This window comes from Bifidobacterium sp. MSK.13.1 (assembly GCF_019131435.1).
In the GTDB taxonomy this organism is placed as follows: Bacteria; Actinomycetota; Actinomycetes; order Actinomycetales; family Bifidobacteriaceae; genus Bifidobacterium; species Bifidobacterium pseudocatenulatum.
Window position 1 is genome coordinate 36,231 of sequence record NZ_JAHOMM010000007.1, and the last position, 16,315, is coordinate 52,545.

Here is a 16,315-nt window from a genome sequence, read left to right on the forward strand (position 1 = left end):
CGGCGCACCAGCACTAGTCGTTGTCGGATTGTTCCGGAATTCCGTAGCTCAACTCGGCAAGGATCTCTTCTTCTGTTTTGTCGGCGGCATTGAGCTGTCGATCGCCCTCAATGGGTTCACTCAGATAGTAGAGGCAGGCGTCGATAGCGGTGAGCGGTACACCCTCCATTGCCGACAGCAAGATACGATACATATCCAACTGTGCTAATTTTTTCTGAATTTCCTCTTTTTTGCGAGGTTTTTTTCCAGTTTTCCAATCGACAATAGTATATTGTTTCGACCGATCCACCCCATCGAAACCCCCGAAGAACACCGCGTCGAGCTTGCCGTTGACGATGGTGCCCAATTGCGGCACGTTGACGACGATTTGCCGTTCCGCCCACGCGGGCTTGCGCCGTGCCCATGTCGACGTTGCGAGACGCTGTTGCCAATCGAATATCCCGTTATTGTCTGCCCCATTATCGTCTTGATTGTCTTGCGATTGCGCCGCATTGTTGCGTCGCAGCTCGGCAAGCATCGCCAATCGCGATTCAGCTACGCGAGTACCGCCATTGCCGCTCGCGCCAACGCCAATGCCGGCATCATTCGCATCGGCCATGATGAACCGTTCCGCCCAAGCATGGAACTGCGTGCCCAGTTGCGCGGCCGGAGACGCTACGTTCGGTATCGGACGCACCAGCCCACGCCAGTAAGTGCGGGCGCCACGCTCGTCCATCATGCCTGCGCGCGCCTGCAGCGAGGTGACGTTCTGACGACCTGACGCAAGAATCCTCTCGCCCTTCGCACGCACCGCGCTGTCGAACGCATCCTGCGACGCCTCTCCAAGCATGTCAGGCATGAGATTGCTGTCGGCCACCAGCAATTGCGCGCATCGCAGCAGCGAAGCACCCGTATTTTCGCAACGCCCAGCACCTTCGCCACCGACAGGCTCGCCAACTTGCCCGCTGGCCCGTTCGCCAGCCCGCCCATCAGTCTGCCCGCCAGCATTGTTCATCGCCGAATCCACCTGCAACGCAGACAAACGCAACGTCTGCAGGGTCTCATCGCTCAACTCGCACGGCCATGGCAGGAACTGGTTGCCTTCCGACGGCTCGAGCGGCGCATTCCAAGCGTCGCCGACCACCGCATCTTCAAAATCGCGGGCATGCTCGCCCACAAAAAATCCATCCGGCAACGGCGCATCGATCGAATGCAGACTGGTCATGCCGTTTTCGGAGGAATCGACATCCTCAACTTCCGCAATATCGGCCAGGTTGCTCGGCTCAGCCGCTCTGGAAACGATATTGAGCATGGAATCGCGCACTTCCACTAGGAAATTCGACGGTTTGGACACACGTTTGCGATCGCCCACGGCACGCGGATCACGGCTTTCCGCATTCGTTGCGCTGCAGGTGAGCAGCGCCTCATGACGGGCGCGAGTCAACGCCACATACGCGAGGCGACGCTCGTCGGCATGCAACCGACGGCCATACTCCTCGATTTGCGTCAAATACAGTCCGTCCGGATCAATACCTTCCATGTCATCGACGCTCATATTCCGCAAGGTGCCGAACACTTCGTCGTCAATGATTTCCGCATCCTCCAGCATTTCCAACGCTTCCAACGGATTTCCACCCACAAGCGCGTCATGGGGGAATCGCGGCAGAATATCGGCGTCCACACGCACCGGAACCGGCACCGCAGCAGGATCGGTCAGCCACGTTTTGGCGGTCTCATGATATTCGGGCGGCGTCCACACGCCATCCTGGAAACCGTTGAGATGCTCTTCATCAACGACCACACGCAGATCGCTGCCCTTGTTGGTGGGGAATCCGCCATCGGTCATGCCGACCACGGCCACGGCATCCCATTCAAGGCCCTTCGACTGGTGTACGGTCATCAGCACCACGTCGACAGGCACATCGGGAGCCACCGCGTTCTCCTCGCGTGCGTCGCGCAGCGAATCCGCCCATGAGATGAACGCGCGCAGGCTCGGCGTTCCCTGCGACGCGATCTCCTGCATATACGTGTCGACGAGCTTCAGCAACGCATCGATCGGCGATTTGGCGAGCGCCACCCGGGATGCGGCGAGCGTGGCATCGGCCTGACCGCCGCGCATATGCTCGGCCAGCTGCATGTCGATATCGAGATTCAATGCGACGATGGCCTCACGAACCACTTCCGGCAACGGGTGGCCAAGCATGCGCTGCACCTGACGGATCGCATCCGCGGCGCGAAGCACTTCCTTCGTCCCTTCACGACTCACCCTGCCGTCAATGAGTTCCGCGAGATCATCACGCAACATGAGGTCCACAAGGAAAACCGCATTCGGCACTTGATCTCGATATTCACGTACGATGGCACGGATTTCAGCATCGGAAGGACCCGACTTGGGAGTTACTCCATAAATTCCCAGATTTTCCGGTTTTTCTTCCTTGTTGGATTGCTCCTGCACGATTCCAGCTGAAACAAGCGCACGATACCGGCACATCGTGTTCACCTGTTCCGCGGTATCGGCGAGCGTCTGCAGATCGTTGGCGCTGATGGAGAATCGCGGCGTGGCCAGCAATCGCATAAGCGCCGCACTGTCGGTATGATCGCTGACGACGCGTAGCAAAGCGAACACGTCCTGCACCGCCGGGCGTTCCAGCAACGCCGACCGCCCCACTACCAGCGTGGTCAGGCCTGCGCGTTCGAGCGCTTCCGCGAATTGCGACATGACTCCTTTGGAACGGAACAGCACCGCCACGTGCGGACGATTGTCTTTCATGCCATTGTCGAGGTCGCGCGAGGAAGGCGTGTGCAGGGCGATCGCATGTTTGGCGAAGCGCACGACCGCGTCGACCTCCTGCCCGAACGTGTCGAACGCAAGCACGCCCACCGTTCCTTCGGGGGCTTCGTCGGTATTGACGAGCGCCGGAACGTCGACTTCGCGCATCAGCGAGCTGCTGAGGCGTCTGGCAGGCAAGCGGAGCGGTTTGGTGAGATTGTTCGCCGCTTCGAGCACCATGCGTGAGTTGCGCCGTGTCACGGTCAATGCGAATGGCCTGCTGGTGGCGTCCATGCCGAAATCGTGTTGCAGCATGCGGAATGCGCCAGGGCTCGCCCCTCGCCATGCGTAGATCGATTGGAAGGGGTCGCCGACCGCGTTGACCGCGCTGCGATGCGTGTCGTCCACGTGGAACAGCACGCTCAGCAGTGCCGCCTGCGTGGTGGACGTGTCTTGGTATTCGTCGAGGAGCACATGCGAATAGCGTTTGCGGTAGGCCGCTCCGATGGACGGGAATCGGGAGACAAGCTGGAATGCCGCGATGGTGAAATCGCTGAATTCCGCCATATTGCAGGCGCGTTTTTCGGCATGATAGTCAAGCACAAGATCGAGCAGCAGGTCGCGTTGCTTGGCGACGAATGCGAGTTGCGCGCTGTTGAACACGCACATATCGTGCCCGAGTTCGCGGTATTTCTCCAGTTTCTTTTCGTAGTCCGCGTCGGAATCCTTTTTCAGTCGTTTCGGCAGCTTTGGCGATTTCGGCTCTTCCGTTGGCACGGTTTCGCCGTCAAGCGCCTTGGCGATCTGTTCGACGAACGCCTCATCCCAGTCGCGCACGCGTTGCACGGCTTCGTCGAAGCTGGTGCAGTCGTCGCCGATCATGGCGCCGGAAATGGCGTTGGACAGGGCGAACACGTTGCCCGCTATGGTGTTGAACGATTTCAGATCGCCGTCGAACGCCATAAGATCATCCATATGCCTGTCAAGCACGGTGTGGATGAGCTGCATGGCACCTGCTTCGCTCAATGGCTGCGTGTTCTGGTCAAAGCCGACAAGCAGTCCATATTGGCGCACGATGGATTGGAAGAAAGCGTCGTACGTGGAGACTTCCGGTTTGAGGAACGTCATGTTCGCTGATTTCAGGCCGCGTTCGCGCTGGTCGCGAGTCACGGCCGCAGACACTCGAGACAATAGTTCCGAGGCCGCTTTGCGCGTGAAGGTCAGTCCGAGGATCTTTTCGGGGCTCACCCCCTGTTCGATCAGCGTGATGATGCGTCTGGTCATCGTGTAGGTTTTGCCGGATCCAGCGCCGGCCACCACCACCACATCCGCATACGAGGGCGCTTGGACGACGGCAGCCTGCTCAGGACTGTCGGTGAACTTCATGGTTCCGCTCATGCCGTTCTCCTTTCGAATACGGTGTTCTGTTCGCCCGCACAGGCCGGGCAGATCGTAGTGTTTCTGCAGTATTTCACATGTTCCGTCGTCGGTCTTGCGGTGATTTCGTTCGCCCTGCTGGCCGCGGCCGCATAGAAGACCCTCGCGATCATGGTGAGGGACCATACCGCCATCGTGCCGCGTAAGCCAAGGAACTCATTCCAATGCTCGTCGCTCACTTCCAACGGAGGAAGCATGTCATCGAGTCCGTCGTGGAAATCCTTGTCGAGTTTTTTGACGTAATAGCGCGGTATGAATTCGCCGGTATTGAGACTTCCATTGGCGAACAGCGCCTGCTGCATATGCGATTCGGCGGCGGTGTCGCCATACGGCGCAGGGTATGCGTGCTTGGCTACATGGAATAGCGCGCTTTGCGTGATGTTCGGCGCGTTCGCCACCGCCTGCGCCCCGCGCATGCCGCTTTCCTCGGGGAATACGAGTCCCAGCTGATAGCAGACGAGCTGCAGATCGTTGAACAGGCCTTCGCCGGTCGGACTGACACCGGTTTTGTAGTCGATCAGACGCACCTGCTGCGTGCCATCCGCCATTTCACGCCGTTCCAAACGGTCGATCCTGCCGGTCAAACGCACGGTGAGATACTCGCTCATGCCGGTTTCCGGCCATCCTCCGACCAACGCTCCCATAATGGCGATCAATTCGTTCCGTGAAATCGCGTGAACGCCGTCCATCGCATTGTAGGCGTCGAGAATATCGTCGAAATCGAATTTTGCGGTAAATTTCAGCTCAGGTTCGGCTTTCGTAAGTTTTCCAACGCTGAATGCATCATTATTTTTAATCGGATAATCACCATGATTCGATTGCACGAAATACGTGGCGATGTTACGCAACGCCTCCTGCGCCTGCTCATCTTTCTTCAACGCCTGATACCGTTGCGCGGGATCGGCAATGGCGTTGAAATCACCGCATAGACGCTTGTATTCGGCATACATCCATTCGGTGATCGCATTGATATTGTCCACGTCGCTGATGGCGGTATGGTGTTCCGGCATATCAAGTCCGGCTTCGGTGGCCTGTTGCGCCACCTTGTGGATCAGCGAGCCGAAACTCGTGGCGACGCTGCCCATGCGCGGGCCGGAGAAGCGGTTTTCCAACATCCAACACACCGGGCACGCCCACAGATTGTCTACCGCAGAAGGAGACAAAGTCACCACGTCGGATCGCCGCGATTTACCGTTTCGGCCCGACGTCGAGCTTTCCGACGTGTCGCTCATGCCCGTCCGCATGACGGCCGCGATCTTCCGCATGGTGGCCTCGACCGTCTCCCCCATAAACGGCCAACGGTCAGGGTCGGCCGCCGTAACACCATGCGAAGCCAGCAATGCCAACGCTTCCGCGGCATCACGCGCCTTCGGGCTGTCCTCAGGTTCCGACGCAAGCACGCTTCGGGCGGCCGCGACCAGACCACGGGGATCGGTTTCCAGCCCCGCGTAATCGCCTTGGCCGCCGACCGACGCATATTCTCGCCGTTCCATATCGGCGTCGCGATCGCGGTCGAAGCACTCCGGCATATATCCGTATAGAAAATCCGAAGGCACATTGTCGTCATTCAGCACGGCGCTCACCACCACACGCTCGCTGGCACGGGTCAACGCCACCAACAGGCTCTTCTGCTCGGAGGCGAGCACCGACGCCAGTTGCGCGTCCTGCCTGCCCGCCGGAGTGACGATCGTGTCGGACAATACGCCGTGCAGCATCACATCGGCCAGTTCCTCACCGCCGAACAACGTGTTGCGTGGTGTGAGATTCGGCCACTGCCCCTGCTGCAAAGCCGGCAGAAAAACCAGATTCCAGCGCTTTCCCGCCGCTCCTGCGGGAGTCGTCAGGGTCACCGCCTGATCAATGGGCGCGGTATGCGCCAGCGAATCCGCCTCAATGGTCAGCAAACGCACCTGTTCGATGAACGCCTCGATGGTGTGTACCGCGAATTCCCCGCTTGACTCGCCGCCTGAAGCATAGTTGAACAAACGCATCGCCGCGTCAAGCCGATCATTCGCGGCACGGCCGGCAGCCGAATGCTCCAGCGCCACACGCTGCCAGACTTCCGCCTTGCCGCAGGCCCTCCATGCGCAGTCCAACACATATTGCGGTTCACGCGAAACCAGTTTGGCTTCCGACTCGCATGTTTTGTCAAGAACCTTCCACAATGATGCGAACGCCTTGATCTGCGGATCCGCGCCCAGCACGGAGGCGATCGCATCGACCACGCGATCGGTATTGCCCTCCATAAGAAGCACGTACAGCGCTTCCATACTCAGCGCGAAATCGCCTTCATGCTCGTCTTCATGCTCACTATCATGCTCGCCATCGGCGCGAATCGCATGATAGTCCGTCATATAATCGCGCCAATCTTCCATCAAACGAGGGAGCAACGCCTGTTGTTCGACGGCAGCGTCCGCCGCATCCTCATAATCTTCGAAATCATCTTCGTCGTATTCTTCGGCAGCATCCTCATCATGGTTCGCAGCCTTGCTTTCCACAATCGAAGCGAGCGAAACCAACGCGTTCATCGCGGATTCGATGGATGCGAGACGGGCCGGACGCCCCTCATGCCGTTGATCACCACCGACCGTAATCAGCGGAGATCCCATAATCAGCGCCACGCGCGAACGAATATAGGATCCGGCGGTCTGCAGGTCCATGGTCGAAGCCGCGATCGTCTGGTTTTTCAATTCGGCCAACTCGATCAACGCGAACAGACCCTGCACGAACGGCTCATCCTTCAACGGCCGGGTCACGCTGGAATAGCGCACGGGAACGCCGTCAGCGCGCAACCGCTCGCCGAATGCGCGCACGGTGGCATTGTCGTGCGCGATCACGGCCATGTCGTTCCATACACGGGAACGTTGCAAATGCTCAGTTTTGATCTTCCACACCACGTCGTCGAGCTCTTCGGAAGAGGAACGGTACAAGGCCGTTTCCACACTGCCGTCGGCCGGCGTGACACGAGCGCCCGTATCGTCGGCCGGCAACGTTTCGATGGGCATCGCGCCTGGCATATCGCTCATTTTGCCGGGACGATCGGGCAGAGGCACGTCCGTCGACTCCGTGCTTGCGATCGACAGGCTCACTCGCGTCGCGACAAGCGTGCGATAGTCGCCATGCACGCCTTGCTGGTTCGACACGGTTTGCGCGGTATCGCCTTCGTGCGCCGTTTGCAGACCTTCGATGCGTTCAAGCCTCGCTCCCATGCGCGTCTGCGCCTGGTTGAACAGATATTCCGGATATGATCCTCGGAACGTCTGCACGGCTTCGTCGGGATTGCCAACCAACAGCAGGCGCACCCCGCGTTCATGCAGGGCTTCAAGCAGTGCGAAACCAGCCAACGTCGTATCTTGAAAATCGTCGACGATCAGCATGTTCGCAATATCGGCTTCCTGTATGCCAGACACGGCTTCGGTGGCGTCGATCATCAGCTGCGACGCGTCGAGACGATATTCGCCAGGATAAGACGAACGGATCGCCTCATTGTATTCCTCACGCAAGGCGAAGGCGAGACGCCATTGAGTGCGCAGGCGTTCGCGACGTTCGTCAAGCATGCCGTCCCTGCTGGCCGCACGGGCGATCAGCATGTCTTCGAACTGCGGTTTCGCGCCAATCTCGTTCATGCGTGCGAGCATGTCGCGCAATTGGTTGGCGAATGCGTCGGTGGAATCGTCGGCCACCAGTCCTGACCATTCGGAAACCGCGAAATAGGTGCGCAGCAGATCGCAGGTGGCGCAATCGTCGCCATGTTGCCTATGCTCCACATGCGAAGCCAGTACCTTGCGGATGATCACATCCTGTTCCGCACCGTTCAACAGTTTCGGCAACGGTTCGCCTTGACTTGATCTCACGGCCGTCAGCAGACGGAATGCGACGGCAGGCAACGTAGTGACCGGTCGCGCCTGCGACACGGCCGACAATTCGCGGATCGCCCGATCGCCCAACGCATCAGCGATCTGCCTGCCAGACACCGTCATCACGGCATTCCCGTCACCATACCGCCTCATTGCGGCAACCAGCATGCCCAGCGCAAACTCGGTTTTTCCACTGCTCGGCGCGCCCGCAACCAACGTGACGCGGTCAAGGTCTTCCAAATTCATCATGCCTCCCAACACTACTAGTCTCGCCCTCCTTTACCTGACAAATCCGGAACCTGCAAAGTTGTCTCGAAGCCAACCTTTATCCAACACGATCTGCGGTGCAACCACTCCTTCGTGGCATCTGCAGCAACGCCGGCAACACATCAATGGTCATTTCCATTTGAGCCAGATGTCCGTCATCCAGCAACTGAATGTATGTACCCTCATCGTCGCCACGAAGGCCGTCTCTTAAGGTTCGCACGTTCTTTCTATCACTACGACTTCTATTATTCAGCCACAACATGTCTCAGATGCCCGTCTTTGTATATGGACATTTTGACCCCTTGCTGATAGGTTTCTGGGTTGGTCTTCAGTTAGGATAGGATCCAGAGAGAGCGGCCGAAAAGCATACGCACCACGAGGAAAGAGAGCATATGGAAGCCATGAACGGCATTCCCCCTCAAATCCCTGGGTATACATTCGCCCAAAAGTTGGGTTCAGGTTCCGAAGCGAACGTGTATTTGTACCAGCAGCTTTCCCCCAGCCGACAAGTGGCCATCAAAGTCAGCAAGGGAACGCTCGATCCGCGCGCGGCGGCGCGGTTCCGTTCCGAAGCGAACTTCATGGGCAGGATCTCCTCGCATCCCTACATTCTTTCGGTGTACGAAAGCGGCGTCACCACCACGGGCAACGGCTACACCGTATTCGAATACGCTCCGGGAGGCAATTACAAGACCTTCCTGGAATCCAACAGGCTCAACGCAGACCAGATGCTCACCGTCGGCATCAATCTGGCGAGCGCCCTTTCCACGGCGCACCGCGAAGGCATCATCCACCGCGACATCAAGCCCAGCAATATTCTCATCAACACGCATGGCATGCCCATGCTTGCCGATTTCGGCATCGCGGGAACGATTTACGGGCGTCCCGGCATCGGCTACACCATCGCGTGGGCTCCGCCGGAAGTGCTTGCGAAGAACGGCGGAGGCAACGAATCCTCCGACATTTATTCGCTGGGAGCAACGCTGTTCGCCATGCTGACGGGCCAGTCGCCGTATGAATACGGCTATTCCGCGGCCCTCGGCTCGACCAGGGGCAAAGAACGCGGTGCTCTGCTGAGAAACATCATTCTCACCGATCCGCTCCCTAAGCTCAATAGGCCGGATATTCCCCCGCAAGTGGAGCGGATCTTGCGCAAGGCGTTGAATAAAGCGCCGGAGGACCGGTATTATTCCGCATACGATTTCGCGCGTGACATGCAGCGTGCGCAGCAGGAATTGTATGGCCATGCCACGCCGACCACGGTCGAAGGCGAACCGCCGTTCCCGCAAAATCTGTACGCACAGTCCCAGGCGAACAGCCAGGCAGCCGCGGTTGTTCCGAAACAGCGCAACACTTGGGCCAAGCCTCTTGCGATCGTCGTTTCGGCGGTTGCCGCGATCACGGCCGTCGCGTTGGTGTTCGCGTATGTGATCTTGCCGAATATGGATTCGGCTTCCGACAACAGCAGCGTGCAGATCAAGACTCCGGGAACGCACGATCAGGACAACGATTCGCCTGATTCGGCCATCACCACAAGTAGCGTGCCCAGTGTCGAGAATCTGGCCGGCTCATATTCCGCCGACGGCGGCAGCGTGCAGTTCACATGGGTGAACCCCGACCCTCAGGACGGCGATTCGTACGCATGGTCGCTGGTAGGCGATGCAGGAGTAGACCCGAACGCCCAAGGAACCACCACCACCGACACGCGCATCAGCATCAAACCCGCCGACGGCTCGCAGACCTGCATCCAGGTGAGCCTCATCCGAGCGGACCGGCAGATGTCGCAGAATCCTGCGATCGCGTGCGCGGCCAAACCATAAGCATCACCATACTTCGCAACCGGACCGTCCAACGGCATATTTTCAATCGCAAACGGCATATACGGACCGATCACAACGACAATCGGAACATTCAGGGAAGAGCCAGAAATGGGCAAACGCAAGAACGGTGCCAACCAATCGGCGCAATCATATGAACGTCAACTACGTTTCGGATCAATGGTACGCAAACTGCTGTTGCCGTCGGGAAGCAGACGGTGGATCACGCCGATCGTCATGCTGCTTCTGCTGCTGGGCATCATCGCGGGCGCGTTCATCGTCAGTTCGGTGACGCAACGGCATGTGCAGCTCGACGACGGCACCGTGTGGATCACCTCGTTGAAAGATCGCAAGGCCGCACGATTCAATGCGAAGAACAAGGATGTGGACGCCGGAGTCTCATCCGCAGCCTCCCGTTTCGACGTGGCACAGCATGATGGCGACACAGTGATCTCCGAAGGCACCAAAGCCAGCAATATCGCGGCTTCCACCATTAGCGAAACCGGCAACACCGCCATCAAAACGGATATCGAAACCATTGTCGGAGGCGATACCGCGGCTTTCATCAACACCAAAACCGGCAATGTGTGGGTGGGATCCGCTGCCGATGTGAAATCCGTCAACCCCACCACCGACAAGCCGAACATGAAACTGGGATCCGGCGGAAAGATCGCGGTGACGCATGACGGAACCGTATACGGATACCGAACTTCCGATGGCGCGGTGCTGAGCATCAAAGGGCCGCAGGGCACGCGTGAGCAAGTCGGCACGATCGAAGGCGCCCCGCACGCCGAATCGTTCACCATCATCGGCAAAACCCCGGTGGTGGCGGCGAAAAGCACCGTGTACTGGCCGCAGGGAAGCGCGACCATCAACCTGCAGGGCGATATGACGCTGCAGGCCCCCTCCACGGACGGCAAGCAAAACGGATGGGTGGCCGTGGCGACGCCGCGCGGACTCGCAACGGTGGATCTCAACACCAAAAAGACCGCGGAAACAACGAATTCCGGCAAGGGCGAGGCCGCCCAACCGGTGTCCACAGGCGGATGCGTGTTCGCCGCATGGGCGCAGAAAGCCAACAATTACGCCAAAGTGTGCTCCGTAGACGGTTCGGATACGGCATTCGACACCCTGACCAACATCAACGCCACTTCGGAACTGATATTCCGCACCAACCATCGCCTGGTCATACTCAACGACGTGGTCAACGGCAACGTTTGGAATCCACAGGAATCCACCAAGGTCATCAAAATCCAATGGAACAAGGTGGAAACCAAACAGTCGAAGCAACAGGAACAGAACAACGACAGCGCCAACAACCGGCATAATTTCAGCAAGACCTGCTCGTCGCAATCCGGCCAGATCAAAGCCGAAGATGATTCGTTCGGCGCGAGAACAGGATCGCAGCAGATCCTCGACGTGCTCCGCAACGACGAACAGACCGACTGCTCCGTACTGCGCATCACCTCGGTAAGCGCCCCCGACGGCGCCAACATCAGCGTTTCCCCCGTATACGACGGACGATATCTGCAGCTCGACGCTTCCGCGGCATCCGAAGGATCCGTATCGTTCAGCTATGAAATCTCCGACGGACGCGGGCAAACCTCCAACGCCAACGTAAGCCTCACACTGGTAGGCGGGGATGACAACGCGCCCCAGCAAACCGATACGCCACCGGAAATCGACGTGGAACAAGGAGCGACCTACACCACCAACGCGCTGGGCAGCTTCTCCGATCCCGACGGCGACCCGCTCACCCTCGTATCCGCAACCCCGCAAAACACCGACCAGGTGACCGTTTCCACACGCGCCGACGGGCAGCTCGTGTTCAACGCGGGATCCATGTCTTCCGGACGCGCCGGCATCGAAGTGACCGTTTCCGACGGCCAGCAGACCGGCACCGGCATGGTGTATTTCTCAGTGAAACCGGCCAACACGCTGGCCGCGGTGATCGATCCGGCCGTCAAGCAGACCACGCCAGACACCCGCACCACCATCGCGCTCAAACAATACGTGCATGGCACCTCGGCCGAACCCGCGCAGCTGACCGCCGTGGAAACCCCATCCGGCGCATCCACCACCATGAACGCCACCGATATGTCGTTCACCTTCAGCGCATCCAACCCCGGCACCTACTACGTGCCCTACACCATCACGCAAGGATCCATCCCCTCGACCGGCCTGGCCCGCATCGAAGTGCAGGCCGTGGCCGGAGACTCCGCCAAGCCCATCGCAGCCAACGACGTGGCACTGCTCGGCGCCGACAACACCGCAATCGTGGAACCACTGTCTAACGACGTCGACCCGATGGGTGGTGTGCTATCCGTGACCAGCGTGACCGCCGATGCGGCGAGCGGCATCAAAACCGGCGTCGTAAGCAACAAGCGCGTCTACATCACCGCACGGCAGGTACCGACCGAGCCCGTGCAGATCAAATACAGCGTCGCCAACGCGGCAGGCACGTCAACCGGCGTGATCGTACTGCAGCCACCGGCACTGACCACCTCCAACTCCGTGCCGAAAGCCGACAACATCACCACGCAGGTACGCACCGACGGCATCGTCTCCATCGACGTGCTCGACCACGTGACCTACTCCGACGGCACCACGGTAAGCCTGCAAAACGACCTGCAATACGACAAAAACACGTTCAAAGGACTCGTATTCGTATCAGGCAACACCGTACGATACCAAGCATCCGACCAAACCGGATCCTTCCCCGTAACGTACACCGTCAAAGACAATCTCGGCAACGCGGCATCCGCCACAATCACCATCAACGTGCATCAAAAAGACGCTTCCAACAAGGCTGCGCCAACACCATCCGACGTCGAGGCGCAAGTCGCGGCCAGCCAAAAAGTCCAGATCCCGATCACCTTGACCGGCATCGACGCCGACGGCGACGACGTGCAGCTGCTCGGTCTCGGCAACAAGGCGCCGACACTCGGACGCATCAGCGAAGTCGGCGCCACCTACCTGGTATACGAAGCCTATGCCGACTCCACAGGAACGGACACCTTCTCATACGCCGTCGAAGACTGGACCGGCCAACGATCCCAAGCGCAAATCCGCGTAGGCGTATTCACATCCGGCACCGACTCGGGCGTATACGCGCGCGACGACGAAATCACATTGCGCCCCAACACCGCAGCAACCGTGCCCGTGGCGCAAAACGACATCTCCGGAGACAACACCGACCTGGCCGTCAGCGAAAACGTCGAATCGCAAGACATCAGCAATGTGACCGTGGCGGACAATACGCTCGCCTTCACCACTCCTCAGCAGGCGGGCACCTATTACGTGGTGTATACGGTCAAAGACAAGGCAGGATTGTCCGACACCGCGACATTGACGGTGAACGTGGACGACAACGCCACCATCGAACCGCCGACAGCATACGACTACCGTGTGCCATCTTCCGCGACGATCGATAAGAAATCCATCGACGTGGACGTTTCGCAATGGATCGCGAATCCTTCCGGCAGCGCCGACGAACTGCACGTGGCCGTGGATGATTCCGCCACCGACCATGCGCATATCAAGGGCGGTGACAAGTCCACGACCATTAGCGTGGAATTGACGGATGAGGCGCGAGCCGTGCCGTACACCGTGACCAACACGACATACAACATCACGTCCACTGCGTTCATCCAAGTGCCCGCGTACGGCGTGTTCCCGCCGACCCTTCGACCGAAGGCGCCGGCATTGAAGGTGAACGCACGCGAGACGATCACCATCAATATCGCCGATTATGTGCGCGTGGGCGCAGGCAAGACCGCGTATGTGGACGGCGCCGATTCGGTGAGCGCCACGAAGGCCGCGGACGGCGACCTGTATGTGAACGACCAGACGTTGAAGTTCACCGCATCAAAGGATTACTCCGGTCCCGCGTCCATCACCTTCACCGCGGTGGATGGCAAACGCGACAAGAACGACAAGGTGAAAATCATCAATTCGGCGGTATTGACGTTGCCGATCACCGTGATCGGACGTGACATGCCCGCGCCGACGTTCTCCTCGTCCACCATTGACGTGGTCGCAGGAGAAAGCGCCACCACCATCGATCTGACCGCGTTGACCCATTCGGCGTCCGACCTGTATGACGATGAGAAGCAGTACACGTATTCGGGTGGCACCGATTCCGACCAAGTGAGCGCCAAAGTGAGTTCGAACGGCAAGCTGACCGTGTCCGCCGACAAGACCGCTTCGCCGGGAACAACGGTGAACGTGCCGATTTCGATTCAATATTCGAAGGGCACGGTGAGTGCGGGCGTCACGGTTCGTGTGACGGCCTCCAACAGGCCTTTGGCACGCATCAACGCGAAAACCGTGAAAGTCAAGGCAGGATCCAGTGAGGAAGTGAACCTGCTGTCCGATGCGTATAATCCGTTCCCCGATTCCGCATTGACCGTGACCGGATGCACGTCCGATGGCGCGTCGAAGCTGACCGTGGACTGCCCGTCCAACGGTGTGGTGTCGATCAGCGCCTCGTCCGATATCGGCGCGAGCACCAACAAGGTGATCGTCAACGTGCGCGATGCCACCAATACGAAGGAACGTGAGGTGACGGGCACCATCAACGTTTCGGTGATGGACAAGCCGGATGCGCCGCTGCTCTCCCCCATCGCCGGAGACCCGCAGGATGGCGCGGTGAATCTGAGTTGGACGGCCGGCTCTTCGAACGGCAGTCCGATCAGCGAATACAAGGTGTCGTGGGGCGGCGACGGTTCCGGCGAGAAATCGTGCGGATCCGTGACCTCCTGCCAAATCACCGGCTTGAAGAACGGCAAGACGTACTCGTTCAAGGTGCAGGCCAAGAATGAGGTCGGCTGGTCGAAGGAGTCGAATGGCGTGGAAGGCACGCCTGACAAGCTTCCGGACACGCCGACCGATGTGAAGGCCGAAGCTAGCAAGAACACCATCACTGTCACATGGAAGGCTTTGGAGGGTAATTTCTCCGCCGTCGACAAGTATCAGGCGACGTTGAGCGGTCCTAATGTGGCGAATCCGGTCCAGGAAGTCACTGGCACCAGCATCACGTTCAAATTCGACGACAATGCGATCACCGACGGTGCATCCTATACCGCCACGGTCAAGGCGCATAACAAAGTGAACTGGAGCCAGCCCTCCACGGCATCCAATGCCGTTTCGCCTTGGGGTACGCCTGACAATCCGACTATTTCCGCCGATCAATCAGGCGACAAGATCGTGGTGAGAGGGCGGATCAATGACGCACGTAACTCGAAATACCAGTCGATTACGGTAAGCATCGAGGGCGAAGACAAATCCGTGGAGACAAGCGCCAAGGATTATTCCGTCGAATTCGACATTAAGAACGAGTGGTACTACAGAAAACTTAAGCCGACGATTACCGTGGTTACGGAACGCAGTGGCTCATTGCGCAACGAAGCGTCCGTTTCGACTTTCACAGCAGTCGATCCTCCAACCAATGTGAAGCTGGAACTCAACAACAACACATGTGTGGCGACCTGGTCCAGAAAAGGTGGACGCGTCACAGGTTTCGTTGTAAAGGCCAAGGGTTATTACGATGATGATGTTCATGAGAGCAGAGCCGAATGGCCGCTTTCCGGTGATTGGAGCACCTGCGATACGGTAAGCGTGCAACAGTACTTCATCGACACCTCACATCTCAGCGACCCAGCAATCGCTACCGATAATACCGTCGGTAACAAAAAGCCAGCGGAAATCACACTGCCATCCTCATTGACGTGGGATACACAGAACGCCAACATCATTCATGTCAATGGCGGTAGTTGGGAGGCCCACGGGCGAAGTGTCAAAGGCCAGATCGTTATCACTCCGGCAGGGGAAAGCTCGCATACCTACGATTGGCCAGCTAACGGCACACTGGATGTTTCCGACATCACCAGTCCTTCCGGTACCAGATGCGATTGGGAGGTTCGCGTGATCACCACTGCCGGGGAACCAGAAATCAATGCGACCAAGAAAAGCTCTGATCCCGTGACCGGAGTCCGATACGAGGAGAAAACCGATCCGGAACCGGGACCAACCCCTGATAATGGAGAGACGCAATCCTCGATAGACACCAATGCTTCAGCCATCTCATTACGAACAGGGTTGGCAGGAAAACAGGCGCGAGGCATCTCATTCACCGTCAAATAAGCAAATTCAACATCACAACCAATCATCAATACGATCAATAGAAG

General features: G+C 58.5%; 4 protein-coding genes. 2 read left to right on the top strand and 2 right to left on the bottom strand.

What is annotated here, in order from left to right; translation table 11 throughout:
• Window positions 1–13 precede the first annotated feature (13 nt).
• The gene (locus KSY55_RS07400; RefSeq protein ID WP_217749658.1) at window positions 14–4,147 is read right to left on the bottom strand and encodes an ATP-dependent DNA helicase; all 4,134 of its coding nucleotides are present in this window, start codon (window positions 4,145–4,147) and stop codon (window positions 14–16) included.
• The gene (locus tag KSY55_RS07405; protein WP_217749659.1) at window positions 4,144–8,292 is read right to left on the bottom strand and encodes a PD-(D/E)XK nuclease family protein; all 4,149 of its coding nucleotides are present in this window, start codon (window positions 8,290–8,292) and stop codon (window positions 4,144–4,146) included. The genes KSY55_RS07400 and KSY55_RS07405 overlap by 4 nt, the downstream gene beginning before the upstream one ends.
• Before the next feature lie 410 nt (window positions 8,293–8,702).
• Between KSY55_RS07405 and KSY55_RS07410 the strand changes: the two genes are divergently transcribed.
• Window positions 8,703–10,130, top strand: a complete 1,428-nt coding sequence (locus KSY55_RS07410; RefSeq protein WP_134854572.1) for a serine/threonine-protein kinase — start codon at window positions 8,703–8,705, stop codon at window positions 10,128–10,130.
• Window positions 10,131–10,238: 108 nt separating this feature from the next.
• Window positions 10,239–16,271, top strand: coding sequence for a tandem-95 repeat protein (locus KSY55_RS07415; RefSeq protein ID WP_217749660.1), 6,033 nt, complete (start codon window positions 10,239–10,241; stop codon window positions 16,269–16,271).
• The last annotated feature ends 44 nt before the right edge of the window (window positions 16,272–16,315 follow it).